This window comes from Thermomicrobium sp. (assembly GCF_053493975.1).
The window spans coordinates 42,172-64,411 of record NZ_JBRBZA010000005.1 but is presented as its reverse complement, the minus strand read 5'-3'; the positions used below and the strand labels follow the sequence as shown (position 1 = coordinate 64,411).

Here is a 22,240-nt window from a genome sequence, read left to right as displayed (position 1 = left end):
TGGAGATGGTGATGCCGGGGGACAACGTGCGGCTGCGGGTGGAGTTGGACAAGCCGGTGGCGTTGGAGGAAGGGTCGCGCTTTGCCATCCGGGAAGGTGGCCGCACGGTCGGCGCCGGCGTCGTGACCAAGATCATCAAGTGAGGGGTGGTCGGCGATGTCGCGGAGACCGACGCAGCGTATACGCATCCGACTGAAATCGCACGATCACCGGATTCTGGACCAGTCAGCACGGCAGATCGTGGAGACAGCGGAAAGCACCGGTGCGAAGGTCGCCGGGCCGATTCCGTTGCCGACCCGGATCGAGCGGTTCACCGTGATCCGCTCGCCGTTCATCGATAAGGACTCGCAGGAGCACTTCGAAATCAGGACGCACAAACGCTTGATCGATGTGCTCGAACCGAGTCCATCCACGATCCGGGCTCTCATGCGGCTGACGCTCCCGGCCGGTGTGGACATCGAAATCAAGCTCTGAGCGTGGGAGACCGCGCTCCAGATCATGCTCGCAGAGTGGCGAGGGCACGTTGGAGTGTCTGGAGCCACCAGTGAGGAAGAGGAGAGCCGATGATCGAGGGGCTTTTGGGACGCAAACTGGGGATGACCCAAATTTTCGACGATGAGGGACGGGCTATCCCGGTCACCGTCCTGGAGGTGGGTCCCTGTGTCGTGACACAGGTCAAGACAACCGATCGGGATGGGTACCAAGCGGTCCAGCTCGGCTTTGGGCACCGCAAGCGCCACAATCGTCCGATGCAAGGACATCTCCGGGCATCGGGCGCATCGCCGCGTTACTTGAAAGAAGTCCGCGTCGACGATGCCACTCGATTCCAGGTCGGCCAGGTCATCGATTGTACGATCTTTCAGCCTGGCCAGCTGGTGGACGTTATCGGCTGGCGCAAGGGTCGGGGATTCCAAGGTGGAGTCAAACGTCACGGCTTCGCCGGCGGTCCCAAGACCCATGGTCAGTCCGATCGTCACCGTGCGCCTGGATCGATCGGTCCGACGACGGATCCTGGACGGGTGCACAAGGGGAAACGGATGGCCGGCCGGATGGGACCGGTGCGAGTCACGGTGCAAAACCTGCGGGTGGAGCGTGTCGACCCACAGCGGAATCTGCTCCTCGTGCGGGGGGCAGTGCCGGGACATCCGAATGGCCTGGTGATCGTCCGCCATGCGGTGAAGCAGCGGCGCGCGAAGGCAACGGCGTGATGGAGGGGGCATCGATGCAGGTTCCGGTCTATGACCTCGAGGGGCGAGCAGTCGACCAGATCGAGTTGGCTGACTCGGTCTTCGGCATCACGCCGAATATTCCGGTGATGCACCAAGCCTTGGTGCGCCAGTTGGCGAATGCCCGAGCCGGGACGCACGATACCAAGACGCGCGGTGAGGTTCGTGGAGGCGGCCGGAAGCCGTGGCGTCAGAAGGGGACGGGACGAGCGCGCCAGGGCAGCATCCGTGCACCGCACTGGAAGGGTGGCGGTGTGGTGTGGGGTCCACACCCCCGCTCGTATCGGCAGAAAATGCCGAAGAAAATGCGCCGGTTGGCCATTCGCTCGTTGCTCTCGGTCAAGCAGCGGGAGAACCAAATTGTCGTCGTTCGTGGCTTGACCGATATCGAGCCCAAGACGAAAGTGATGAAGGGCGTTCTGCAACGGCTTCCGCTCGCGACGGCGCGGTCGACACTGATCGTGGTGGATCAGCGTCGAGACAATGTCCGTCGAGCGGCCGGCAATCTCGAGGACGTGAAAGTTCTCGTCGCGCACAACATGAACATTCGCGATGGGCTGAAGTACGAGCGCATGATTCTGACGCCGGAAGCGGTGGAAGTGATTCACCGCCTTTGGGCACAAGAGGGGGCGTGATCATGGAACTGCCATACCAGGAAATCATTCGACGCCCGCTCATCACAGAGAAGAATACGCGCCTGATGGAGATGAATCAGTACATGTTCGAGGTTCATCCGGAGGCGAACAAGATCCAGATCAAAGAGGCGATCGAGCGGACATTCAATGTGAAGGTCAAGAAGGTCAACACGATGAATGTCCGCGGAAAAGTTCGCCGGCGGATGCGCAAGGGGGGTGGCGTTCCCATCGTGGGACGCGAACGTTCGTGGAAGAAGGCGATCGTGACCTTGGAGCCGGGTTACACGATCGACCTCTTCAGCCAGTTGTGACGGAGCTGAGGTGCGGCGATGCCGATCAAAGTCTACAAACCGACGACACCCGGGCGCCGCAATATGTCGGTGCTCACTTACGAGGAGATCACTAAAGAAGAGCCAGAGAAGTCACTGATCGAGCCACTCAAGAAGCACGCCGGGCGGAACAACCGCGGTGTGATCACGACGCGACATCGCGGCGGTGGAAACAAGCGCTTCTATCGGATCATCGACTTTCGCCGCGACAAGTGGGGCATTCCGGCTAAGGTGGCAGCGATCGAGTACGATCCGAACCGGACGGCATTCATCGCGCTTCTTCACTACGTCGATGGCGAGAAGCGCTATATTCTCGCTCCTTTGGGTCTGAAAGTGGGTGATATTGTCCAGTCCGGTCCGGGGGCACCTATCAGAGTCGGGAATGCACTCCCGCTGCGGGAGATTCCTCTCGGTACCCAGGTGCACAATGTCGAACTCTATCCTGGGCGGGGAGGTCAACTGGTGCGGGCGGCCGGTGCCGTGGCGCAGGTTGTCGCGAAGGTCGATAACTATGTCCACCTGCGCTTGCCCTCGGGTGAGATTCGTATGGTTCATGCGGACTGCATGGCAACCATCGGGCAGGTCGGGAACTTGGACCACCAGAACGTGAGCATCGGCAAAGCCGGACGCAAGCGCCATATGGGGTGGCGACCGGCGGTGCGTGGGTCGGCGATGACACCGCGCGATCACCCGCATGGTGGTGGTGAAGGGAAGGCACCACGCGGCATGCCGCCCAAGACTCCGTGGGGCAAGCCGGCGCTCGGCAAGCGCACGCGCCGGAACAAGAAATCGGATCGCTTCATCATCCGGCGGCGCTATGAGGCCTAGCCGGCGAGGAGGATGAACGATGGGTCGATCGTCGAAAAAGGGACCGTACATCGATCCCAAACTCAAGAAGAAGATCGACGAGCTCAACCGGACAGGGGAGCGCCGGGTCATCCGCACGTGGGCTCGGGATTGCACGATTTTCCCCGAGATGGTCGGCCACACCATCGCGGTGCACGATGGGCGCCGGCACGTGCCGATCTACATCACCGAGCAGATGGTCGGGCACAAGCTCGGGGAGTTCGCGCCGACCCGAACCTATCGCGGTCATGGCAAGGACGCCGAACGGACGACCCGGCGTCGATGAGGTGAGAAGGAGCGTGCGATGGAAGTCCGAGCCATGGTACGCGAGGTGCGGGTATCGCCGAAGAAAGCGCGAATGGTCATCGACGTGATTCGCGGTAAGCCGCTGCGCGACGCGATGGCGGTCCTGCAGGTGCTGCCGCAGAAGACAGCACCGATCGCGTTGAAACTGCTCCGCTCGGCAGCAGCCAATGCCGAGCACAACTATGATCTCGATCCGGATCGCCTGTATGTGAAGCGCATCTATGTGGACGAGGGGCCGCGGTACAAGCGCTGGCAGCCCCACGCGCGCGGACGCGTCGGTCGCAAGTGGCGCCGCACGTCGCACATCACGGTCATTCTCGATGAGTTGCCGGAGAAGGGAGCGCCGCGTGGGTAGGAAAGTCAACCCGATCGGCTTTCGCCTCGGGATCGTTCACGATTGGGAATCGAAATGGTTCGCCGAGAAAGATCGGCAGTACCGCGAGCAGCTGCACGAGGATCTCGACATTCGGGAGTTAGTGCATCGTGAGTTGCCGCGGGCTGGAATTTCGCGCATCGAGATCCAGCGGGCGGTGAATCGTGTCGATGTCACGATCCATACCGCAAAGCCTGGAGTGGTGATCGGGAAGCAGGGCGCAAATGTCGAGCGGTTGCGCCAACTGTTGGAGTCACGCGTCGGCAAGAAGGTGCATCTCAATATCCAGGAGATCCGCAAGCCGGAACTCGATGCGCGTTTGGTGGCGGAAAGCATTGCGGAGCAGATCACGCGGCGAGTCTCCTATCGGCGTGCGATGAAGCATGCGGCTGCGGCTGCGATGCGGGCCGGGGCCAAAGGGGTCAAAATTCGCGTCAAGGGTCGGTTGGGCGGTGCGGAGATGAAGCGCATGGTCTGGGAGATCGTTGGTCGGGTACCGCTCAATACGATCCGCGCGAACATCGACTATGCTGTCGTCCATGCTCCGACGATCTATGGCCAGATCGGCGTCAAGGTATGGATCTATCACGGTGATGTGCTGCCAGAAGCGCGACCGCCGGTGGCGGCGGGTGTCGTCGCTGAGTAGACGAGGGAGCTCGACCGATGTTGATGCCACGTCGAGTACAGCATCGCAAACAACACCGGTATCGCACGAAGGGAATCGCCTGGCGAGGTAACACTCTCGCTTTCGGAGACTATGGAATCCAGGCTTTGGAGCCGGCATGGGTGACGGCGCAGCAGATCGAGGCGGCACGGCGTGCGATCACCAATGCTGTGCGCCGTGGCGGAAAGGTCTGGATTCGAGTCTTCCCCGACAAGCCGGTCACCAAAAAGCCGGCTGAGACACGGATGGGGAGTGGAAAGGGTAACCCAGAATACTGGATGGATGTCGTCAAGCCGGGTCGCATCCTGTTCGAGCTCGCTGGCGTGCGCGAGGAACTCGCGCTGGAGGCGCTGACCCGGGCGATTCACAAGTTGCCGTGCCGTTGCCGGATCGTCAAGCGCGAGCGCCCCGGTGAAGCGGCTGAGGAGGAGGCGTCATGAAACCAGCGGAGCTCCGTGCGCTGACGGACGATCAACTTCGGCAGAAGCTGGAGGAGCTGCGCGACCAGGTGCGCGACCTCCGGTTTGCCGCGGCACTCGGCCAACTGAAGGATACCGCAGCGATCCGCAAGGCGCGCAAGGATATCGCGCGCATCTTGACGATTCTCAGTGAACGAGAGCGGGCTCGTTTGGCAGAACAGGGACTGCTTCCGCCACCGAAGTTGACCCGGCGCGAGCGGCGGAAGCGACGAGAACAGCTTGCGCAGCAGCAGCGAAAGGGGTGATGCCGAGTGGACGGCCACACGGGTGAGACTCGGGAACCGGGAGCGGCCCAACCGCAGCGGGAGAAGCGACGTTTGACCAAGGTAGGGCGTGTGGTCTCGGATAAAATGGATAAGACTGTCGTCGTGGCGGTCGATTACTGGCGGCGCCACCCACTCTACAAGAAAACGGTGCGCCGCACGAGCAAGTTCTACGCGCACGACGAATACAACTTGTGCCGGATCGGGGATCTCGTTCTGATCGAAGAGACGAGGCCGATCAGCAAGTTGAAGCGGTGGGTCGTTCGCCGGATTCTGGAGCGGGCGACACCGGAGGTTCAGGCGGAGCTGATCGAGGAACGCGAGCGAGAGGGTGAGGTGGAAGCATGATCCAACCTCTCTCGAAGCTGGTCGTCGCCGATAATACCGGCGCCAAGGAGATCATGTGCATTCGCGTTCTCGGAGGCTCCAAGCACCGCTACGGAACCGTGGGAGATCTGATCGTCGCATCGGTGAAGAAGGCCGAGCCGAATGCGGCCGTCAAGAAAGGCGACGTGGTGTACGCGGTCATCGTCCGGACGAAGAAGGAATACCGGCGTAAGGACGGATCCTATATCAAGTTCGACGACAACGCAGCGGTGCTGGTGACTCCGCAGGGGCAACCCCGGGGAACGCGAATCTTCGGACCGGTCGCGCGGGAACTGCGCGAGAAGCACTACATGCGCATCATCTCACTGGCGCCGGAAGTGTGGTGAGGGGTGCCAGGTATGGCAGAGAAGATCGTGACAGGCGATGAAGTGATCGTAATCCGCGGGAAAGATCGGGGGGCACGCGGTCGCGTGCGCCAGAATCTTCCGCGGGAAGATCGCGTCATCGTCGAGGGTGTCAACATCGTCAAAAAACACCAGCGGGCTATTCCGGGAGTGCGGCAGGCAGGCATCATCGAGATGGAAGCGCCGATCCATGTCTCGAAGGTCATGCTCATCTGCCCGCACTGTGGGAAGCCCACACGAGTAGGCTTCCGTTTTACGGAGACCGGCGAGAAAGTGCGTTATTGCAAGAAGTGCCAGCAGGTGATCGAAAAGCCTGCTCTGCATCGGCGAACGAAGTGAAGGCGAAAGAGCGATGACGGCTGAGGTGCATGAACGAGTCGAGCCGCGGCTGAAGCGGTTGTATCGGGAAGAGGTGGTACCGAAGCTGATGGAAGAGTTCGGCTACCCGCACCGCTTGGCCGTGCCGCGTCTGGAAAAGATCGTGCTCAATATCGGCTTGGGGGAGGCTGTCTCGAATCAGAAGGCGATCGATCATGCGATGAACGACCTGGCGGCGATCACTGGACAGCGTCCCGTCGTGACGCGAGCCCGAAAGTCGATCGCCGCCTTCCGCCTGCGGAAGGGTATGCCGATCGGCGTGATGGTCACCTTGCGCGGCAATCGGATGTGGGATTTTCTCGATCGGTTGATCGCCATCGCACTGCCGCGCATCCGCGATTTTCGCGGTGTCTCTCCCAAGTCGTTCGATGGCAGAGGGAACTACACCTTGGGACTCCGCGAGCAACTGGTCTTCCCCGAGGTCGACTACGACAAGATCGACAAGGTGCGCGGGCTCGAGGTCACGATCGTGACGACCGCGCGAACCGATCGGGAAGCCAGGCGCTTATTGGAGCTGTTAGGAATGCCGTTTCGTGACTGATCGAAGAGAGCGAGAAGACAATGGCACGCAAGGCGAAGATCGTTGCATCGCTCAAGACGCCGAAGTACGCGGTGCGCCACCGCAATCGTTGCAAGTTGTGTGGGCGTCCGAGGGCGTACATGCGGAAGTTCGGTTTGTGCCGCATCTGTTTCCGGCAACTCGCCTCGATGGGTAAGCTGCCCGGCGTAAAGAAGGCGAGTTGGTAGTGTGCGGCTGAGAGAAAGCGGGGCATGAGCGTCATGACCATCACAGATCCGATCGGAGACATGTTGACGCGCATCCGCAATGCTGGAATGGGCCGGAAGGCAGAGGCGACCATGCCGGCGTCGAAGATGCTGGTCGAGATCGCGCGTATCCTCAAAGAGGAAGGCTATATCGCCGACTATGCGGTCGAACCGGCTCACCCGCGGCCCATTCTGCGGATCCGCCTCAAGTTCACACCGGACAAGCGACCGGTCATTCGCGAAATCGAGCGGGTTTCCAAGCCCGGACTGCGGATCTACGTCGGCAAAGACGAGATCCCGCGCGTCAAGGGGGGGCTTGGGATCGCGATTCTGACGACGTCGCAAGGCGTGATGACCGATGCGGAGGCACGCCGCCGCGGCATCGGTGGCGAGATCATCTGTACGGTGTTCTGAGAGTAGGAGGCGACCGATGTCTCGCATCGGCAAGCGACCCATTGCGATACCAGCTGGAGTCCAAGTCGAGGTCACCCCGGACAATGTCGTCCGCGTGATCGGACCGAAGGGACAGCTGGAGCTGCGACTTCACCCCAAGATGATCGTTCAGCGGGAAAACGGGGTGGTGCAGGTTCAGCGCCCATCCGATGAACGTTTTTACAAGCAGCTCCACGGACTGTACCGTACCTTGATCGCCAATATGGTGCAGGGGGTAACTGAAGGATTCCGAAAAGATCTGGAGATTCATGGTGTCGGTTACCGTGCTGCCCTCGAGGGCAAGACTCTGGTGCTCAACGTCGGGTACTCCCACCCGGTACGGATCGACCCGCCGCCGGGTATCAGCTTTGTCGTGGAGTCGCCGACGCGGATCGGTGTCGTCGGTATCGACAAGCAGTTAGTCGGCGAGGTCGCAGCGCAGATCCGTCGGGTTCGTCCCCCAGAGCCCTATCAGGGTAAGGGCATCCGGTACGCGGGTGAGGTAATCCGACGCAAGGCAGGTAAGACGGGTAAGACGAAGGGTAAGAAGTAGCCTCGGGCATTCGGTGGGCTACTCGAAAGCGTCGCTGGACGGGGATCGAGTAGCGAGCATCAGGGTGGAGGAAAACGATGCGCTTTCAGTTCAAGCGACGGTTATCGCCGCGCAAGAGGCGGCATCTGCGGGTTCGTGCCAAGGTTTTCGGCACTCCCGAGCGGCCGCGTCTCAACGTCTTCCGGAGCAACAAACATATTTACGCACAGATCATCGACGATACGCGTGGGCACACGCTGGTCGCTGCTTCGACGCTCGAGAAAGAGGTGCGAGAGCGATTCCCTGATCCGCACCCCAAAATCGAGGAGGCGCGGATCGTCGGGCAAGTGGTGGGCGAGCGCGCACTGGCCAAAGGGATCACTCGGGTGGTCTTCGACCGTGGAGGCTACAAGTACCATGGGCGCGTGAAGGCGCTCGCTGACGGTGCCCGTGCTGCCGGATTGCAGTTCTGATCGAGGGGCGTGGGGAACGATGCCGGTCCTGAAAGAGATGCGACGAATCGACGCAAGTCGTCTCGGCGAGCTTCGCGAGCGTGTCATCCAGATCGCCCGCGTGGCGAAGGTGGTGCAGGGAGGACGGCGCTTCCACTTCCGAAGTGTGGTGGTGGTCGGAGACGGTCAAGGGCATGTCGGAGTCGGGATCGGAAAGGCGACGGAAGTTCCCGACTCGATCCGCAAGGCAGTCGAAAATGCCAAAAAGCATCTGATCGAGGTCCCACTGGATCGGACTACCATCCCGCACGAGGTGGAAGTCAAATTCAAGGCGACGCGGGTACTGATGAAGCCAGCCGCACCGGGCACTGGAGTGATCGCTGGTGCCGGGGTTCGCGCGGTCGCGGAGGCGGCTGGGATCAAGGATCTGATCGCCAAGACGCACGGGAGCAACAACCCCGTCAATGTGACGCAGGCTGCGCTCTTGGCGCTCAGCCAACTGGAATCGCCGGAAGAAGTTGCGGCGCGCCGAGGACTCCCGGTCGAACGAGTACTGCGTGGTCGACGGAAGCGGGTGGAGAGCGATGGCCAGTAAGCTATTGCGCATTACCTACGTCAAGAGCGCAATCGGCTATCGACGCGAGCAACGGGAAACATTGCGCTCGCTCGGACTGCGCAAGCTGCATCAGAGTGTCGAGCACCCGGATACACCCACCATACGTGGGATGATCGCAAAAGTTCAGCACCTCGTGCGTGTAGAGGAACTCGAGGGAGCTTCCTCGGAATAAACGGAGGACCGCGATGAAGTTGCATGAGCTAAAACCAGCGCCAGGATCACGGCGACCGAAAACGCGTGTCGGACGCGGGATCGCGGCCGGGAAGGGAAAGACGGCAGGCCGAGGAACCAAGGGGCAAAAGGCGCGCAGCAAAGTACGTCCCGGTTTCGAAGGCGGCCAGAACCCGCTGTACCTGCGTCTCGGCCGCATGCGCGGTTTCAAGAATCCCTTCAAGATCGTTTACGAGGTGGTCAATGTCGGCCGCTTGAACGAACTGCCCTATGAAGGAGTGATCACGCCGGACGTCCTGCGCTCTTTTCGTCTCGTGCGCGAGAAAGGGGCGCCGGTCAAGATTCTCGGTGACGGTGACGTGACGCGTCCGCTTCACGTCCAAGCTCATGCTTTCTCGGAGAGCGCTCGGCAGAAAATTCTTGCTGCTGGTGGTACGGTGGAGGTCATCAGCTGATGCTCGAAGCACTGGTCAGCGCCTTCAAGCTCCCTGATCTCCGGCGCAAATTGCTCTTTACATTGGGAATTCTCATCATTTTTCGTTTTGTCGCGACCATCCCGGTTCCCGGTGTGGACCAGCAGGCTCTTCGACAATTGCTGGAGACGAACCAGTTTCTGGGCGTGCTCAATCTCTTTTCTGGTAGTACACTGACGAACTTTTCGATCGTTGCACTCGGAGTTTACCCGTACATCACGGCCTCGATCGTCATGCAGCTCCTCACGCCAGTGATCCCGCGTTTGACCGAACTCTCTAAGGAGGGGGCTCTCGGTCGCGCGAAGATCAACCAGTACACGCACTGGCTGACTGTGCCCTTGGCGCTGCTCCAGGCGTACGGGCATGCCGCGCTCATGAGTAGTGCGGGGGTGCTGCGAGATTTCGGGCTCTTCGACAGTGCGACCTGGCTGCGAAGTTTCGCGCTTCTTTTGACATTGACGGCCGGTACCGTGTTTCTCGTGTGGCTCGGTGAGCTGATCACCGAGAACGGTATCGGCAACGGCGTTTCGATCATCATCTTGGGCGGAATCGTGGCGCAACTACCTAGCTCCGTGGCTCGCCTCGTCACCGGCGGCACGTTGTCCGAAAACCTGATCGGCACGGTCGCCTTTTTGGCGATCGGTCTCCTGATCATCGTCGGGATCGTCCTGATCACGGAAGGGCAGCGGCGTATCCCAGTCCAGCATGCCCGCCGTGTCCGGCGGGGGCGCGTCTACGGTGGAGGGATGACCTACATTCCACTCAAGGTCAACTCCGCTGGCATGATTCCGCTCATTTTCGCTATCAGCATCTTGTTGTTACCGGGGATGATCGCGAATTTCTTAGCGACCTCCGAGATTACCTGGTTGCGTGATCTCGCTAACGGCATCGCACGCGTGTTCGATCCCAATAGCCTGCCTTATCAGATCGCTTACTTTGTCATGGTCGTCGCATTCACGTATTTCTACACGATGATCTTATTTCAGCAGCAAAACATAGCCGAAACGCTTCAGCGTCAAGGTGCTTTCATACCGGGAATTCGACCCGGACGCGCAACCGATGAGTACTTGACCAAGGTGCTCATGCGCATCACGTTGATCGGTGCACTGTTCCTGGGAGTTGTGGCGGTCCTTCCGTATATCGTCGCGAAGATCACCGGCGTGACGGTGCTTTTTCTCAGTTCTACCTCGCTCCTGATCGTCGTTGGTGTGGCGATCGATACGATGCGACAGTTGGAAGCGCAGCTCCTCATGCGCAATTACGAAGGATTCATCCGGTAGGGGGGACGGGTGGCTGGGCGCTGTCACGTGATTCTGATCGGTCCCCAGGGGTCAGGGAAGGGTACCCAGGCAGCGCGTCTCGCTCCGCTTTTGCGATTGGTGCATGTTGCGACTGGTGATCTCTTCCGGCAGTTGATGACGCGCGACGACGATCTGGCACGCGAGGTTCGTAGCTATTATGATCGTGGTGCGCTGGTTCCGGATGAATTGACGTTGCGCGTCTTGTTGGCTCGGCTCGATGAACTCGAGCGGGAGCAGGGGGATCAGGTTCGCGGTGCACTCCTCGATGGCTATCCACGGAATCTCGCACAAGCGGAAGCGCTCGATCGGGTTCTGACGGAGCGAGGAGACCTCATCGCTGCGGTCGTGCACTTGGCGGTACCGCGTGAGGTGCTCATCGAGCGGTTGAGTGGTCGCCTGATCTGTCGAACGTGTGGCGCAACCTATCACGTGCGCTTCTCGCCACCGCGCGTCGCCGGGGTCTGTGATCGCTGCGGCGGAGCGCTCATGCAGCGCAGCGACGATACGCCGGAAGCCATCACGCGACGCCTCGACACGTACGAGCAACAGACGGCTCCCCTGCTGGACTATTACCGTCGTCGGGATTTGGTCATCGACATCGACGGGAATCGGTCTATCGATGCGGTGACGCACGATCTCCTCGTCGCGTTGGAGTCGCGACTCGCACAGAGCCCATGCCGATCGTCCTGAAGTCGCTGCGCGAAATCGACGCTATGCGACGTGCTGGGCAGATCGTCGCCCTCGTTCTCGAGGAACTGCGAGAGCACGTACGACCGGGAGTGACGACGAATGACCTCGATCGCCTGGCGGCGGCAGTGATGGCTCGGGAGGGTGGACGATCCGCGTTTCTCGGTTACCGCGGTTTTCCAGCGCATATCTGCACATCAGTCAACGAGCAGGTTTTACATGGAATCCCGGGGCGACGAGTCCTGCGCGACGGGGATCTTCTGAAGCTCGATGTGGGCGTCGAGTGGCAGGGGTTGTGCGCGGACGCAGCGATCAGCGTGGTCGTGGGGCGAGGAAGTCGGGTAACCGAGCGACTCGTTGCTGTTGCCGAAGAAGCTTTCTGGGCCGGATTCGCTCGAGCATGGCCGGGTAAGCATGTCGGGGACATCGGTGCAGCGATTGCCGGGGTGATCCGACGCGCAGGATTCGCTGTGATCGAAGGCTATGCTGGGCACGGAGTTGGGCGTGCGCTCCATGAAGAGCCGTCGGTACCGAACGACGGACAGCCGGGCGAGGGCGCGCTCCTCCGGTCCGGCATGACGCTCGCGATCGAGCCGATGATTGCTGCCGGGAGCGGCAAGACGCGGATCCTACGGGACGGGTGGACGGTCGTGACGTTGGATGGTTCTCTGGCAGCGCATTTCGAGCATACAGTCTGGGTTCGTGACAATGGACCGATGGTTCTCACGCAGCCGTAATTGGCTGTGGTATAGTTCGTGTTTGTGATGCGTGCGAGCGATCGCGCGTGAGTGGGGTGTCTTGTGCCGAAGAAGGATGTCATCGAAGTCGAAGGGACGGTCACCGAAGCGTTGCCGAACGCGATGTTTCGCGTGCAACTGGACAATGGCTACGAGGTGCTGGCGCACGTTTCCGGGCGGTTGCGGATGCATTTCATCCGTATTCTGCCCGGTGACCGCGTCCGTGTCGAGCTCTCGCCGTACGACTTGACGCGGGGGCGAATCACCTATCGACTTCGGGGACCGACTCGCGAAGAAGAACGCTTGTGAGAAGGGAGATGGTGACAGCATGAAGGTCTCGGCATCGGTCAAGCGGCGCTGTGCGAAGTGCCGGATCATCCGGCGGCATGGCATCGTGCGAGTAATCTGCGAGAACCCCAAGCACAAGCAACGACAGGGATAAGGGGGAACGCGATGGCGCGCATCGCTGGTGTCGATCTTCCGCGTGACAAGCGAATCGAGTACGCCTTGACTCTCATTTATGGCATCGGTTGGACGACCGCGCGGAAAATTTTGGAGCGCACGGGCATCGATCCCTGGACCAAAGTGCGTGATCTCACGGATGACGAAGTCCAGCGCCTCCGCGACATCATCGAGAAGGAAATGGTCGTGGAGGGAGACCTCCGGCGTCAGGTGGCGATGAACATCAAGCGGTTGATCGATATCGGTTGTTATCGTGGGCTTCGCCATCGCATGGGACTTCCGGTACGTGGCCAGCGCACGCGCACGAACGCGCGAACGCGGAAGGGGCCACGGCCGCGGATCGGTGTGAAGAAGAAGGGTAAGCAGGCTTGATCGTGAGCGGCAGGTTCGGAAAGGGGCCAGCGAGCGATGGCTGATCGGCGACGAGGCGCAGCGCGCGGTGGTGCGGCTCGACCGCGGCGACGCGAACGCAAGAACATACCGCGCGGTCGTGCCTATATTCATGCCACCTTCAATAACACGATCGTCACTCTGACCGATCCCAATGGGAACGTCATCGCGTGGTCGAGCGCAGGCTCGAGTGGCTTCAAGGGGACGCGCAAGAGCACGCCCTATGCCGCCCAAGTGGCTGCTGAGAATGCAGCGCGCAAAGCGATGGAGCACGGCATGCGGCAAGTCGATGTCTACGTGAAGGGCGCCGGTGCGGGGCGAGAAATGGCCATCCGGGCGTTGGCGGCCGCCGGCCTGCAAGTGATGTCCATTACCGACATCACGCCGGTTCCCCATAACGGGTGCCGGCCACCCAAGCGACGACGCACATAGTGCCATGATCATGCAATGAAGGAGGATCGATGGGGCGATACATCGGACCAGTTTGTCGTCTGTGCCGACGGGAAGGGGTCAAACTCTATTTGAAGGGTGAGCGTTGTTTCGGGCCCAAGTGCCCGATCGTCAAACGCCACCCCAACAAAAACTATCCACCGGGGCAGCATGGACCGGTGCAGCGAGCAGCGCGCCGACCATCGGAGTTCGCGCTACAGCTGCGCGAGAAACAGAAACTGAAGAGAATCTACGGGATTTTGGAGCGGCAATTCCGGCGGCACTTCGACGAAGCGGAGCGTCGCCCGGGTTTGACGGGTGACAACCTTCTGCAAATCCTCGAGTCGCGGCTCGACAATGTTGTGTACCGGCTGGGATTTGCCGACTCGCGCCGCCAAGCCCGCCAGCTGGTTCGCCACGGGCATTTTCTCGTCAATGGCCGGAAGACGGACATTCCCTCCTACCAGGTGCGACCTGGCGATATCATCGCGGTACGCCCGGAGAGTCGGCGCCGCGAGTATTTCAAGGTACTGGAGGAAACGGCCAAGAACAAGGCAGTACCGGCTTGGCTGAGCCGTGACTTGGAGACGATGAGTGGCCGCGTGCTTCGTCTCCCGACGCGGGACGAGATCGATATCCCGCCGGTGAACACGCAGCTCGTCGTCGAATACTACAGCCGGCGCTGAACGTCAGAGGGAACAGACGCTCGGGGAGGCGAGATTCGTGCTCGACTTTGCGCGACCGCGAGTCATTCAAACCCATGCTGGACCGACCTATGGGCGGTTCGTCGTCGAGCCGTTGGAACCCGGTTATGGGACGACGCTCGGCAATGCGCTCCGGCGCATTCTGCTGCGCTCCTTGCCGGGGGCGGCGATTACACGGATCCGGATCGCAGGCGTGTGGCATGAATTTTCGACGATCGAAGGGGTCCGGGAGGACGTCACGGAGATCGTGCTCAATCTCAAGGGTGTGCGCCTGCGTGCGGTCACTGAGTTCCGCGAGACGCGCGCGACCCTCTTCGCCCAGGGTGAGGGCGTCGTGCGAGCAGGTGATGTGGACTGGCCGGCCGAGGTCGAGGTGGTGAATCCTGATCATGTCATCGCCACGCTCGACAATGATCAGGCGCGCCTCGAGATGGATCTCTGGATCGGGCGCGGCCGAGGTTACCTGCCGGCAGAGGCGCAAGAGATTCGCTCGATCGGTGAAATACCGATCGATGCCATCTTCACGCCTATCCTCAAGGTGAACTATGTCGTGGAGCACACGCGGGTCGGAGGCGCGACGGATTACGACCGGTTGATCCTGGAGATCGTCACCGACGGAACAGTCGAGCCGGCGAAAGCGCTGGTGGAGGCTGCCCGCATTCTCGTCCAGCATGCACGATGGATCGCTGAGTTCGAAAGCGAGGGTGCTGAGGAACCTGCGGAGGAGTGGAGCGTCGCGCACGTCGACGATACGCGGCTTCTCTCGGAGATCGGGCTATCCCAACGCGTACTCAATGCTCTTCGTGCGCGAGGCATCGAGCGTGTCGGACAAGTCCTGGCGATGCGACCCGACCAGCTTCTCGGAATCAGGAACTTCGGTCCGCGTGCGCTTCAGGAACTCCGGGAACGCTTGCAGGAGAACGGCTACACCGAGGGGCCGCTTTTCTCCGGTGCGGTCCCCGAGGTCGGGGTCGGTGCTGGAGAAGGTGAGGAGGACTGAGCGTGCGTCATCGGAAAGCAGGACGGAAGTTCGGACGCCGAACCAATCCGCGGAAAAACCTCTTCCGGAATCTGGCGGTGTCCTTGATCCTTCATGAACGCATGACGACGACGCTGGCCAAGGCCAAGACGATCCAACCGATCGTCGAGCGACTCGTAACGCTGGCTCGTGAGGATACCGATCATCATCGCCGGCTCGCGTGGGCGCAGCTGGGTGACCAGCGTGCCGTGGCGAAACTTTTCGACGTCATCGCGCCACGGTTTGTCGGACAACCGGGTGGATACACCCGCATCTACCGGATCGGTCAACGACGCGGTGATGGCGCCCCGTTGGCGCTGATCGAGTTCGTCGCCTGATGGACGCGATGACCGCTGTATGGTGCTGCAACGCTATCGGCTCGATTTCGGGTACGAGGGCACTGCGTTCAGTGGGTCCCAGCGACAGCCGGGGCTGCGCACCGTACAGGGGGTCTTGGAGGACGCCTTGGCGCGGCTGGCTGGTGAGCCGGTCCGCGTCGCTTTGGCGGGTCGCACGGATGCGGGAGTGCATGCGGTTGGCCAAGTGGCGAGCTTCGACCTGTGCTGGCGCCATGACGAGGCGACACTGGCGCGAGCGCTCCAAGCATGGTTGCCGGAGGATGTGGTGGTCTACCGGGTGGCTCGCATGCCGGCCGGTTTCCACGCGCGACGCTGGGCTGTGGACCGCGAGTATCGTTATCGTATCTGGCAGGGAGACCAACCGCCGCTTTTCCTGCGGCGTTTCGTCTGGCGATTTGCTGGACTCCTCGACCTTCGTGCAATGCAGGAAGCGGCTCGGCTTTTTCTGGGAAGCCATGACTTTCGCTCCTTTGCCGGGCACGGCCTCGGAGGACCCAAAGCGACGACCCCCCGCGTCCGGACAATTACCATGGCAGAATGGCATCTACTCAGTCCGGTGGTGGAGCCAGTTGGTTCGAGCGCGCGGCTCATCGAATTTCGAGTCCGTGCCAACGGTTTCTTGCCCCAAATGGTGCGTACGATGGTCTCTGCATTGGTGCGGGTGGGGATGGGAGCGGCGGAACCGAGCTGGATCGCCGAGCTGCTCGAGCGCTGCGATCGGCGCGCAGCACCACCGCCCGCCCCGCCGAGTGGCCTGGTCCTGTGGAGAGTTCGCTATCCTGAAGACGTTGTATTGGCTACGCCCGCTTCGCGGGCAGACGAAGAGATTCGTGGGTAATGCCTCCGAGAGCGAGGGATGAACGATGGCGGTGAAAGCGAAGAAGCGACGGTACCTGCAGCGAACCTATATGGCCAAACCGGGAGAAGTCGAGCGGAAGTGGTGGGTTGTCGACGCGGAAGGGAAGCGACTCGGTCGCCTTGCGAGCCAAATCGCGGCGATTCTCCGCGGCAAGCACAAGCCACAGTACACACCGCACGCCGACGTGGGCGACTTTGTGATCGTCATCAATGCGGAAAAGGTGCGTCTCGCGGGAACGAAGGAGCGCGACAAAGTCTACTGGCGTCATTCGCAGTACCCTGGTGGGCTCAAGTTGATCAGCTTCCGAGACATGATCGCGAAGCATCCGACACGGCCGATCGAGCTCGCCGTGCGGCGCATGTTGCCGAAGGGGCCGATGGGCCGCCAGCTGTTCCGTAAACTCAAGGTGTACGCGGGGCCCAATCATCCGCACGAGGCACAAAAGCCGGAAGTCCTCCATTTGGAGGGTTGATGCGACGAGAGGAGCGTGAGACTCGTGGTCGAAACGGCGCGTGCATCGCAGCCGACTAGTACCAAACCGCAATATTACTACGGGCTCGGTCGACGAAAGACTGCTGTGGCGCGGGTTCGTCTTTATCCTGGCAGTGGACAAATTCTCATCAACGGGCGGCCGGCTTCCCAGTACTTCGGCAACCGCCTACTTTATCGCGTGATGATCACCGAGCCTCTGCGACTGACAGGATTGCAGGACCACTTCGACATTCGTGCACGGGTTGTCGGGGGTGGGATCTCTGGGCAGGCCGGTGCCGTGCGTCACGGCGTTGCACGAGCGCTTCTCCGCTTCAATCCCGAATTGCGACCTGTCCTGAAGCGTGCTGGGTTGCTCACGCGCGATCCGCGTGTCAAGGAGCGGATGAAGCCAGGACTCAAGCGGGCGCGCAAGGCACCGCAGTACACCAAGCGATAGTCGACTGGTGAGCGCCTCATGGACGTCGGGGAAGGGAAGCGCTGGGGTGAGTGACCTCAGCGTCTTCTCGTCGGTGGTTCGCTTCCAGAAGATGATCGGCCAGATGCCGGCTCTCCGATGGCCTCGCAGACGAAGGCGATCGCTTTCTGGAGCACACGGACGATCGAGCCGCGACGAAGCGAGAAAAGCGCGAGCGGACTCAGCTCCAGCGTGACGAAACCACGGTAGTTCTGGTCGCGGAGAAATTGGAGAAGCTGACGCAGGGGCAGGGTCCCGTCTCCCGGACAGCGATGGTCGCGGACGATCGAGTTGAGGAAACCAATCCGCCAGTCGCGGTCACTGGCATCGCTCAGGTGGACGTTCACGAGTCGAGGCAAGCAAAGTGCGAGGGCTGCTTGCAAATCCCATCCGAGACTCGCCGCGTGTGCAGTATCGAACACAATGCCGAGATCCCATTCCTCGGCGTAACGCACGAGAAATTCAACATTGTCGAATGGAACAGGTCTTTGGCTTCGTCGAAGCTGTCCTGGAGTTTCCAGACCGATTCGAAGATGCTCTGGGGATGAACGCTCGATTCTCCTCATGACTGTCGTCCAGAGTTCGCGTTCTGCGCCGATCGGCGGATGAACGACGAGGATCGCGCATCGAGGGAGTTCGGCAGCCAGCCGGGCTGAACTCTCCAGATCCGCTGCGTGGATAGTGGGTGGCACAGAGCGCAAGCGAAGCAACGAGTGGAGCGAACGAACCGGCAGCCTGCTCTCTCGGCTGATTTCCCGAATCGTCTCAGCCTCCCGTTCGCGAGGACGGCGTCGGAGAAGCAGTTCGGCACCGTCGGCACCGGCTTCGCGAATGAGTTGCAATCGAGCAGGCAGGGGAAGCCACGGCAGTGAACCTGTCGAAATGAGAATCTCCATAGGAAGGCTGCTCCGGTTCACTTTTTTACCTCTGCTAGTCTAGCACCCGGTGACCGCAAGGAGACTGCTCACTCGCTCATTCTCTCATTTCGGGATACTCGCGAGAATTGCCTGTTCGACAACAATTTCGGTCGCCGTGCAAATGCGGAGGACTTCAGCTGGATCGACTGCGTTCGTCTCCGCACTCGCGAGTGCGAAAACCGTATCACCATCGAAGATCGTATGTGCCGGTCGAATGGTGCGAGCGATCGCATCATGTGCGGCAACAGTCATACGGTAGAGAGTGTCATGATCGACCGGGTGGTTCGTGGCAACGACGACGAGTGTCGTGTTCGTTCCGAGTCCCGGGGCCGGTGGATGGCCAGCCAGGAGCACCGTGCGACTCTCGAGCCAGGTACCGTCTCGACTGCGGATACCCGCACGGATTATCCCAGTCGCCGGATCGACGATCTCACCGATCGCGTTGACTGCGGCCAAGGCACCGATGACGTGTCCTCCCACTCGGAGGAGTGCACTCCCGATCCCGGTCGGGCTGGCATGGGCGCGGCCGAGCAATTTCCCCACGGTCGCTCCGGCACCTGCTCCCAAGCGTCCCGAGTACCAGGCCTCCGGAATCGCGGCAGCACACGCTGCGTAACCCGCGCTCGCATCGGGAAAGAGTACCTCTGGACCAGTCAGGTCGTAGAGGACGGCAGCGGCGACGATCGGCACGGGTGCGACGTCGGTCGGAAAGCCGCGACCATGCTCGTGTAGCCACCGCACGACGCCCTCAGCGGCTGCCAGTCCAAATGCGCTTCCACCTGTCAGCAAGACCGCATCGACATGGCGGACGAGGCTGCCGGGTCTCATGAGTTCGGTTTCGCGTGTTCCCGGAGCACCACCCCGGACATCAGAAGCAGCGAGCGCTGGACGTTCGGCGAGGATCACCGTACAACCGGTCTGTCCTGAGGGATGCGTCCAGTGACCGAGCGAGAAACCGGGTACGGAGCGTGGTGCCGTCACCCTATCTCTCCTTTCGGCCCGAGATCGACGATCAAACCGGTTCGAGCGATCAGCACTGAACCAGAGAACGATCGCTGTACGAGCGACCGAATGGTTCCCTCATCGAACGGTTCCCAGTAGTGTGTCAAGAGGAGCGTGGGCACATGGGCGAGCGTTGCGAGCATTGCTGCATCTGACGCGGTCAGATGACCGCTTCGTGCGTTGGGATCGTTCTCGACTGCCAAGGTCGCCTCTGCGATGAGTAAGTCAGCTCCATAGGCAAACGATGGGAGCGTGTCGTCCCAGCCAGTATCAGCTGTATAGACGACCGTTGCGTGAGGGCAGGTGAGGCGAAAAGCCCAACACGGGATCCAGTGCCGGGTCGGATGAAAACGAATTTGCCAGCCGAGGATTTCGAGCCCGGCGTGCGGATCGAATTCTGCGATCTCGAACGTTTCGGCGAAGAAGGAATCAGCAGCTTCGCTCCCGACCGCCAGAACCTGGGCCAGGCGTTCGAGAAAGAGCGACCCTCCCGGCGGTACCCAGAGTGGGATGCGGCGTCGGTGCAGTGCGGGGGCGTACTTCAACGCGTACCGCATCGGAACGATGTCCAACACGTGATCCTGATGGAGGTGTGAGAGCACGATCGCATCGAGATTGTCCACGCGTCGGTATCGGAGCAAGGACGGCAAGATCCCGGGACCGCAATCGACGAGCAGGCTCGTTCTTTCGCATTCGAGAAGATAGCCGCTGCAACCTTGTCCCGGATTGGGGGCAGCGGCACTGCCGCCTAGGACGGTTACCTTCACAGGATCTCCTTTCCTTCGGGTCGCCTCGATCCTGGTCACTTTGTCACGACGAGCTGCCGAGCAGTATGACAGCCTGTCCTGGCAGACAGCGCGGAACACAGGGCCACGCGCAAGGTCCTTGGGAGCAATGAACCCCTAGTGGCATGATACGAGCGATATGCAGTAGGGAGGTGAGCCGATGTCGCTGGAGTTGAGCGATTCTGCTCGATCGTTGCTCCGCCTCCGCTATCTCCGTCGGGACGAAGAGGGCCGAATCGTCGAGACCGAGGAAGAGCTCTTTTGGCGCGTCGCTCGAGCGGTTGCCGCGGCGGAGGATGCTTTCCCGCGAGGCCCACGCAGCGCAGAAATTGCCGAAAAGTTCTATGAACTTATGACTACGCTGCGCTTTCTTCCTAATACTCCAGCATTGATCAACGCGGGAACGGAGCTCGGGCAGCTTTTCGCCTGTTTCGTCATACCAGTTCCTGACTCCTTGGATGGAATCTTCGGTGCGGTGCGGGACGCTGCGAAGATTCAGCAGACCGGTGGTGGGACAGGATTTTCCTTTTCTCATCTCCGACCGCGCGGAGACCTTGTCCGTTCGACCCGTCGCCCGTCGTCGGGGGCGGTTTCCTTCATTCGCATTTTCGATGTCGCGAGCGACGTGATCGCGACCGAAAGTGTTCGTGGCGGCGCGAACATGGCCGTCTTGCGTTGTGACCACCCTGACGTGCGCGAGTTCATCGATGCCAAGCGGAATCCCGCTCTCTTCTCTCGCTTCAATTTTTCCGTTCTCGTAACCGATGCTTTTCTGCGGGCAGCTGTGGAGCGACGCGAGATCGCTTTGATCAATCCCCGAACGGGACGTCCCTTCGCGCAAGCGAACGCTGGTGAGTTGTTCGATGCCATGGTCGACGCGGCATGGGAAGTCGGTGATCCTGGGCTGCTCTTTTACGACCGAATCCAGCACGATAACGCGCTGCCGGCGCTCGGACCGCTCGAGGCGACCAACCCGTGCGGAGAAGTACCCCTGCATCCATGGGAAGCGTGCGTTCTCGGGTCTTTGAATCTGCGTGCGTTCATTGTCGAACGCGGCGATCGAGCTTTTCTCGACGAAGCAGGTCTGCAGGAGGCAGCTCGCCTGGCTCTTCGCTTCCTGGACAATATGGTGGAGGTATCCCGTTACCCGAAGGTGGAAATCGAGACGATCTGTCGGGCGAATCGAAAAGTGGGACTCGGCATCATGGGGTTCGCTGACCTTCTGTTGGCACTCCGAATTCCGTATGGGTCGGACGAATCCGTTGCGGTGGCTGATCGAGTAATGGGTTTGGTGCAGGCTGCCGCGGTCGAAGCGAGCCGTCAATTGGCTGAGGAGCGGGGACCGTTTCCGAATTTTCCGATCAGTCGCTATGCTGCTCGGGGGGAACCACCACGGCGCAACGCGACCGTTACGACTGTCGCGCCGACGGGAAGCATCAGCATCATCGCTGGATGCAGCAGCGGGATCGAGCCACTTTATGCGCTGGCGTACCGTCATGTCGGCGAGTTCGTGGGCATAGTCGAGCCGCATCCGCTCTTCCTGCGCGAGCTGAGTCGGATCGGGAAGCACGATCCAGCACTGATCCGCGAGATCGAAGTCACTGGAAGGATCGGTCATCGGACCGATTTGCCGGAGGAACTCCGGCGACTCTTCCGTGTTGCGACCGAAATCAGTCCGGAAGAGCATATCAGGGTGCAAGCCGCGGTGCAGCGCCACGTCGAGAACGCAGTCAGCAAGACGATCAACCTCCCGTACGAGGCAACACGCGATGATGTCCGCCGAGCATTTCTGCTCGCGCATGAGTTGGGTTGCAAGGGCGTGACGGTCTATCGCGAAGGTGCACCGCGGGGTCAGGTTCTCCAGGTGCTCGGGCACTGTTTGAGCTGTGTCGGTGAAGATTTGATTCCAGAAGACCGAACGCGCTATTGAACCGAACGGAAAGGTGACCCCGCGTGGATCGCAAGAGCGGGGT

38 protein-coding genes and 1 pseudogene are annotated in these 22,240 nt (G+C 61.0%); 36 read left to right on the top strand and 3 right to left on the bottom strand.

Annotation, left to right across the window (positions count from 1 at the left end):
* The 35 genes and pseudogenes from ACWIVK_RS00805 to rpsI form a co-directional block, all read left to right on the top strand.
* On the top strand, positions 1-143 hold a 143-nt coding region (locus tag ACWIVK_RS00805), incomplete at its 5' end, for an EF-Tu C-terminal domain-related protein (protein WP_448574634.1).
* 13 nt (positions 144-156) lie between these two features.
* Positions 157-474 carry a 30S ribosomal protein S10 gene (rpsJ, locus tag ACWIVK_RS00800; protein ID WP_015921949.1) on the top strand — a complete coding sequence of 106 codons (318 nt, stop codon included), beginning with the start codon at positions 157-159 and terminating at the stop codon, positions 472-474.
* A gap of 89 nt (positions 475-563) precedes the next feature.
* Positions 564-1,208: a 50S ribosomal protein L3 gene (gene rplC, locus ACWIVK_RS00795; protein ID WP_448574629.1), complete on the top strand. Its 645-nt coding sequence runs from the start codon at positions 564-566 to the stop codon at positions 1,206-1,208.
* A gap of 14 nt (positions 1,209-1,222) precedes the next feature.
* Positions 1,223-1,861, top strand: coding sequence for a 50S ribosomal protein L4 (gene rplD, locus ACWIVK_RS00790; RefSeq protein WP_448574628.1), 639 nt, complete (start codon positions 1,223-1,225; stop codon positions 1,859-1,861).
* A gap of 2 nt (positions 1,862-1,863) precedes the next feature.
* A complete protein-coding gene (rplW, locus tag ACWIVK_RS00785; RefSeq protein ID WP_041436598.1) occupies positions 1,864-2,172 on the top strand; it encodes a 50S ribosomal protein L23 in 309 nt (102 codons plus the stop codon).
* An 18-nt stretch (positions 2,173-2,190) separates the two neighbouring features.
* Entirely contained in the window at positions 2,191-3,018 is an 828-nt protein-coding gene (gene rplB / locus ACWIVK_RS00780; RefSeq protein WP_448574627.1) for a 50S ribosomal protein L2, read from the top strand.
* A 19-nt stretch (positions 3,019-3,037) separates the two neighbouring features.
* Positions 3,038-3,322, top strand: a complete 285-nt coding sequence (rpsS, locus tag ACWIVK_RS00775) for a 30S ribosomal protein S19 (RefSeq protein ID WP_015921944.1) — start codon at positions 3,038-3,040, stop codon at positions 3,320-3,322.
* 18 nt (positions 3,323-3,340) lie between these two features.
* Positions 3,341-3,697, top strand: a complete 357-nt coding sequence (gene rplV, locus ACWIVK_RS00770) for a 50S ribosomal protein L22 (RefSeq protein ID WP_448574626.1) — start codon at positions 3,341-3,343, stop codon at positions 3,695-3,697.
* On the top strand, positions 3,690-4,361 hold the full coding sequence (gene rpsC, locus ACWIVK_RS00765) for a 30S ribosomal protein S3 (protein WP_448574625.1): 672 nt from the start codon (positions 3,690-3,692) through the stop codon (positions 4,359-4,361). Before rplV ends, rpsC begins: the two co-directional genes overlap by 8 nt.
* A 17-nt stretch (positions 4,362-4,378) precedes the next feature.
* A complete protein-coding gene (gene rplP / locus ACWIVK_RS00760; RefSeq protein ID WP_448574624.1) occupies positions 4,379-4,819 on the top strand; it encodes a 50S ribosomal protein L16 in 441 nt (146 codons plus the stop codon).
* A pseudogene (gene rpmC / locus ACWIVK_RS00755) lies at positions 4,816-5,022 on the top strand (50S ribosomal protein L29); the annotation flags it as partial. The gene rplP and the pseudogene rpmC, both read left to right, overlap by 4 nt.
* A gap of 87 nt (positions 5,023-5,109) precedes the next feature.
* Positions 5,110-5,469 (top strand): 30S ribosomal protein S17, encoded by a 360-nt coding sequence (rpsQ, locus tag ACWIVK_RS00750; protein ID WP_448574623.1) that lies wholly within the window; start codon positions 5,110-5,112, stop codon positions 5,467-5,469.
* Entirely contained in the window at positions 5,466-5,834 is a 369-nt protein-coding gene (gene rplN, locus ACWIVK_RS00745; RefSeq protein WP_015921938.1) for a 50S ribosomal protein L14, read from the top strand. Before rpsQ ends, rplN begins: the two co-directional genes overlap by 4 nt.
* Positions 5,835-5,846: 12 nt before the next feature.
* The gene (rplX, locus tag ACWIVK_RS00740) at positions 5,847-6,191 is read left to right on the top strand and encodes a 50S ribosomal protein L24 (protein WP_015921937.1); all 345 of its coding nucleotides are present in this window, start codon (positions 5,847-5,849) and stop codon (positions 6,189-6,191) included.
* 13 nt (positions 6,192-6,204) lie between these two features.
* A complete protein-coding gene (gene rplE / locus ACWIVK_RS00735) occupies positions 6,205-6,771 on the top strand; it encodes a 50S ribosomal protein L5 (protein ID WP_448574622.1) in 567 nt (188 codons plus the stop codon).
* Between the two features lie 20 nt (positions 6,772-6,791).
* Positions 6,792-6,977, top strand: a complete 186-nt coding sequence (locus ACWIVK_RS00730) for a type Z 30S ribosomal protein S14 (protein ID WP_081433411.1) — start codon at positions 6,792-6,794, stop codon at positions 6,975-6,977.
* Positions 6,978-7,010: 33 nt separating this feature from the next.
* Positions 7,011-7,409, top strand: a complete 399-nt coding sequence (gene rpsH, locus ACWIVK_RS00725) for a 30S ribosomal protein S8 (RefSeq protein WP_448574621.1) — start codon at positions 7,011-7,013, stop codon at positions 7,407-7,409.
* A 16-nt stretch (positions 7,410-7,425) separates the two neighbouring features.
* Complete coding sequence (gene rplF / locus ACWIVK_RS00720; RefSeq protein ID WP_448574620.1) at positions 7,426-7,980, top strand: 50S ribosomal protein L6; 555 nt, start codon at positions 7,426-7,428, stop codon at positions 7,978-7,980.
* A 77-nt stretch (positions 7,981-8,057) separates the two neighbouring features.
* A complete protein-coding gene (gene rplR, locus ACWIVK_RS00715; protein ID WP_015921933.1) occupies positions 8,058-8,432 on the top strand; it encodes a 50S ribosomal protein L18 in 375 nt (124 codons plus the stop codon).
* Between the two features lie 37 nt (positions 8,433-8,469).
* Positions 8,470-9,006, top strand: coding sequence for a 30S ribosomal protein S5 (rpsE, locus tag ACWIVK_RS00710; protein ID WP_448574633.1), 537 nt, complete (start codon positions 8,470-8,472; stop codon positions 9,004-9,006).
* The gene (gene rpmD, locus ACWIVK_RS00705; protein ID WP_448574619.1) at positions 8,996-9,199 is read left to right on the top strand and encodes a 50S ribosomal protein L30; all 204 of its coding nucleotides are present in this window, start codon (positions 8,996-8,998) and stop codon (positions 9,197-9,199) included. The genes rpsE and rpmD overlap by 11 nt, the downstream gene beginning before the upstream one ends.
* Positions 9,200-9,212: 13 nt before the next feature.
* Positions 9,213-9,653: a 50S ribosomal protein L15 gene (gene rplO / locus ACWIVK_RS00700; RefSeq protein WP_448574618.1), complete on the top strand. Its 441-nt coding sequence runs from the start codon at positions 9,213-9,215 to the stop codon at positions 9,651-9,653.
* The gene (gene secY, locus ACWIVK_RS00695) at positions 9,653-10,951 is read left to right on the top strand and encodes a preprotein translocase subunit SecY (protein ID WP_448574617.1); all 1,299 of its coding nucleotides are present in this window, start codon (positions 9,653-9,655) and stop codon (positions 10,949-10,951) included. Before rplO ends, secY begins: the two co-directional genes overlap by 1 nt.
* Before the next feature lie 9 nt (positions 10,952-10,960).
* On the top strand, positions 10,961-11,662 hold the full coding sequence (locus ACWIVK_RS00690; RefSeq protein WP_448574616.1) for an adenylate kinase: 702 nt from the start codon (positions 10,961-10,963) through the stop codon (positions 11,660-11,662).
* Positions 11,647-12,396, top strand: coding sequence for a type I methionyl aminopeptidase (map, locus tag ACWIVK_RS00685; protein WP_448574615.1), 750 nt, complete (start codon positions 11,647-11,649; stop codon positions 12,394-12,396). The genes ACWIVK_RS00690 and map overlap by 16 nt, the downstream gene beginning before the upstream one ends.
* Positions 12,397-12,459: 63 nt before the next feature.
* Complete coding sequence (gene infA / locus ACWIVK_RS00680) at positions 12,460-12,705, top strand: translation initiation factor IF-1 (protein WP_015921926.1); 246 nt, start codon at positions 12,460-12,462, stop codon at positions 12,703-12,705.
* 19 nt (positions 12,706-12,724) lie between these two features.
* A complete protein-coding gene (gene rpmJ / locus ACWIVK_RS00675) occupies positions 12,725-12,838 on the top strand; it encodes a 50S ribosomal protein L36 (RefSeq protein WP_015921925.1) in 114 nt (37 codons plus the stop codon).
* An 11-nt stretch (positions 12,839-12,849) separates the two neighbouring features.
* A complete protein-coding gene (rpsM, locus tag ACWIVK_RS00670; protein WP_448574614.1) occupies positions 12,850-13,230 on the top strand; it encodes a 30S ribosomal protein S13 in 381 nt (126 codons plus the stop codon).
* Between the two features lie 36 nt (positions 13,231-13,266).
* A complete protein-coding gene (gene rpsK, locus ACWIVK_RS00665) occupies positions 13,267-13,680 on the top strand; it encodes a 30S ribosomal protein S11 (RefSeq protein WP_448574613.1) in 414 nt (137 codons plus the stop codon).
* 29 nt (positions 13,681-13,709) lie between these two features.
* On the top strand, positions 13,710-14,363 hold the full coding sequence (gene rpsD, locus ACWIVK_RS00660) for a 30S ribosomal protein S4 (protein ID WP_448574612.1): 654 nt from the start codon (positions 13,710-13,712) through the stop codon (positions 14,361-14,363).
* A gap of 37 nt (positions 14,364-14,400) precedes the next feature.
* On the top strand, positions 14,401-15,381 hold the full coding sequence (locus ACWIVK_RS00655) for a DNA-directed RNA polymerase subunit alpha (RefSeq protein ID WP_448574611.1): 981 nt from the start codon (positions 14,401-14,403) through the stop codon (positions 15,379-15,381).
* Positions 15,382-15,383: 2 nt separating this feature from the next.
* On the top strand, positions 15,384-15,737 hold the full coding sequence (gene rplQ / locus ACWIVK_RS00650) for a 50S ribosomal protein L17 (protein ID WP_015921920.1): 354 nt from the start codon (positions 15,384-15,386) through the stop codon (positions 15,735-15,737).
* A gap of 19 nt (positions 15,738-15,756) precedes the next feature.
* Positions 15,757-16,596, top strand: coding sequence for a tRNA pseudouridine(38-40) synthase TruA (truA, locus tag ACWIVK_RS00645; RefSeq protein WP_448574610.1), 840 nt, complete (start codon positions 15,757-15,759; stop codon positions 16,594-16,596).
* 55 nt (positions 16,597-16,651) lie between these two features.
* Positions 16,652-17,089, top strand: coding sequence for a 50S ribosomal protein L13 (gene rplM, locus ACWIVK_RS00640; RefSeq protein WP_448574632.1), 438 nt, complete (start codon positions 16,652-16,654; stop codon positions 17,087-17,089).
* Between the two features lie 24 nt (positions 17,090-17,113).
* Positions 17,114-17,545, top strand: a complete 432-nt coding sequence (gene rpsI / locus ACWIVK_RS00635; protein WP_448574631.1) for a 30S ribosomal protein S9 — start codon at positions 17,114-17,116, stop codon at positions 17,543-17,545.
* Positions 17,546-17,601: 56 nt separating this feature from the next.
* On the opposite strand, the gene ACWIVK_RS00630 is transcribed toward rpsI, so the two are convergent.
* From ACWIVK_RS00630 to ACWIVK_RS00620, 3 genes are all read right to left on the bottom strand, one after another.
* Entirely contained in the window at positions 17,602-18,459 is an 858-nt protein-coding gene (locus ACWIVK_RS00630; RefSeq protein ID WP_448574609.1) for a sugar phosphate isomerase/epimerase family protein, read from the bottom strand.
* An 84-nt stretch (positions 18,460-18,543) separates the two neighbouring features.
* Complete coding sequence (locus tag ACWIVK_RS00625; RefSeq protein WP_448574608.1) at positions 18,544-19,461, bottom strand: P1 family peptidase; 918 nt, start codon at positions 19,459-19,461, stop codon at positions 18,544-18,546.
* Positions 19,458-20,249, bottom strand: a complete 792-nt coding sequence (locus ACWIVK_RS00620) for an MBL fold metallo-hydrolase (RefSeq protein ID WP_448574607.1) — start codon at positions 20,247-20,249, stop codon at positions 19,458-19,460. Before ACWIVK_RS00620 ends, ACWIVK_RS00625 begins: the two co-directional genes overlap by 4 nt.
* Positions 20,250-20,427: 178 nt before the next feature.
* On the opposite strand from ACWIVK_RS00620, the gene ACWIVK_RS00615 reads away from it, so the two are divergent.
* Positions 20,428-22,197: an adenosylcobalamin-dependent ribonucleoside-diphosphate reductase gene (locus ACWIVK_RS00615; RefSeq protein WP_448574606.1), complete on the top strand. Its 1,770-nt coding sequence runs from the start codon at positions 20,428-20,430 to the stop codon at positions 22,195-22,197.
* Positions 22,198-22,240 lie beyond the last annotated feature (43 nt).

Coding starts and splice junctions, on each gene's coding strand:
- rplD (WP_448574628.1), top strand. CDS start 1,223: ATGCAGGTTCCGGTCTATGACCTCGAGGGGCGAGCAGTCGACCAGATC.
- rpmJ (WP_015921925.1), top strand. CDS start 12,725: ATGAAGGTCTCGGCATCGGTCAAGCGGCGCTGTGCGAAGTGCCGGATC.
- rpsJ (WP_015921949.1), top strand. CDS start 157: ATGTCGCGGAGACCGACGCAGCGTATACGCATCCGACTGAAATCGCAC.
- rplX (WP_015921937.1), top strand. CDS start 5,847: ATGGCAGAGAAGATCGTGACAGGCGATGAAGTGATCGTAATCCGCGGG.
- ACWIVK_RS00630 (WP_448574609.1), bottom strand. CDS start 18,459: ATGGAGATTCTCATTTCGACAGGTTCACTGCCGTGGCTTCCCCTGCCT.
- rplO (WP_448574618.1), top strand. CDS start 9,213: ATGAAGTTGCATGAGCTAAAACCAGCGCCAGGATCACGGCGACCGAAA.
- rplN (WP_015921938.1), top strand. CDS start 5,466: ATGATCCAACCTCTCTCGAAGCTGGTCGTCGCCGATAATACCGGCGCC.
- rplC (WP_448574629.1), top strand. CDS start 564: ATGATCGAGGGGCTTTTGGGACGCAAACTGGGGATGACCCAAATTTTC.
- rplV (WP_448574626.1), top strand. CDS start 3,341: ATGGAAGTCCGAGCCATGGTACGCGAGGTGCGGGTATCGCCGAAGAAA.
- rpsD (WP_448574612.1), top strand. CDS start 13,710: ATGGGGCGATACATCGGACCAGTTTGTCGTCTGTGCCGACGGGAAGGG.
- ACWIVK_RS00615 (WP_448574606.1), top strand. CDS start 20,428: ATGTCGCTGGAGTTGAGCGATTCTGCTCGATCGTTGCTCCGCCTCCGC.
- ACWIVK_RS00730 (WP_081433411.1), top strand. CDS start 6,792: ATGGCACGCAAGGCGAAGATCGTTGCATCGCTCAAGACGCCGAAGTAC.
- rpsH (WP_448574621.1), top strand. CDS start 7,011: ATGACCATCACAGATCCGATCGGAGACATGTTGACGCGCATCCGCAAT.
- truA (WP_448574610.1), top strand. CDS start 15,757: ATGGTGCTGCAACGCTATCGGCTCGATTTCGGGTACGAGGGCACTGCG.
- rpsE (WP_448574633.1), top strand. CDS start 8,470: ATGCGACGAATCGACGCAAGTCGTCTCGGCGAGCTTCGCGAGCGTGTC.
- rpsM (WP_448574614.1), top strand. CDS start 12,850: ATGGCGCGCATCGCTGGTGTCGATCTTCCGCGTGACAAGCGAATCGAG.
- rpmD (WP_448574619.1), top strand. CDS start 8,996: ATGGCCAGTAAGCTATTGCGCATTACCTACGTCAAGAGCGCAATCGGC.
- rplP (WP_448574624.1), top strand. CDS start 4,379: ATGTTGATGCCACGTCGAGTACAGCATCGCAAACAACACCGGTATCGC.
- rplF (WP_448574620.1), top strand. CDS start 7,426: ATGTCTCGCATCGGCAAGCGACCCATTGCGATACCAGCTGGAGTCCAA.
- rpsS (WP_015921944.1), top strand. CDS start 3,038: ATGGGTCGATCGTCGAAAAAGGGACCGTACATCGATCCCAAACTCAAG.
- rplE (WP_448574622.1), top strand. CDS start 6,205: ATGACGGCTGAGGTGCATGAACGAGTCGAGCCGCGGCTGAAGCGGTTG.
- rplR (WP_015921933.1), top strand. CDS start 8,058: ATGCGCTTTCAGTTCAAGCGACGGTTATCGCCGCGCAAGAGGCGGCAT.
- rplW (WP_041436598.1), top strand. CDS start 1,864: ATGGAACTGCCATACCAGGAAATCATTCGACGCCCGCTCATCACAGAG.
- secY (WP_448574617.1), top strand. CDS start 9,653: ATGCTCGAAGCACTGGTCAGCGCCTTCAAGCTCCCTGATCTCCGGCGC.
- rplB (WP_448574627.1), top strand. CDS start 2,191: ATGCCGATCAAAGTCTACAAACCGACGACACCCGGGCGCCGCAATATG.
- rpsK (WP_448574613.1), top strand. CDS start 13,267: ATGGCTGATCGGCGACGAGGCGCAGCGCGCGGTGGTGCGGCTCGACCG.
- map (WP_448574615.1), top strand. CDS start 11,647: ATGCCGATCGTCCTGAAGTCGCTGCGCGAAATCGACGCTATGCGACGT.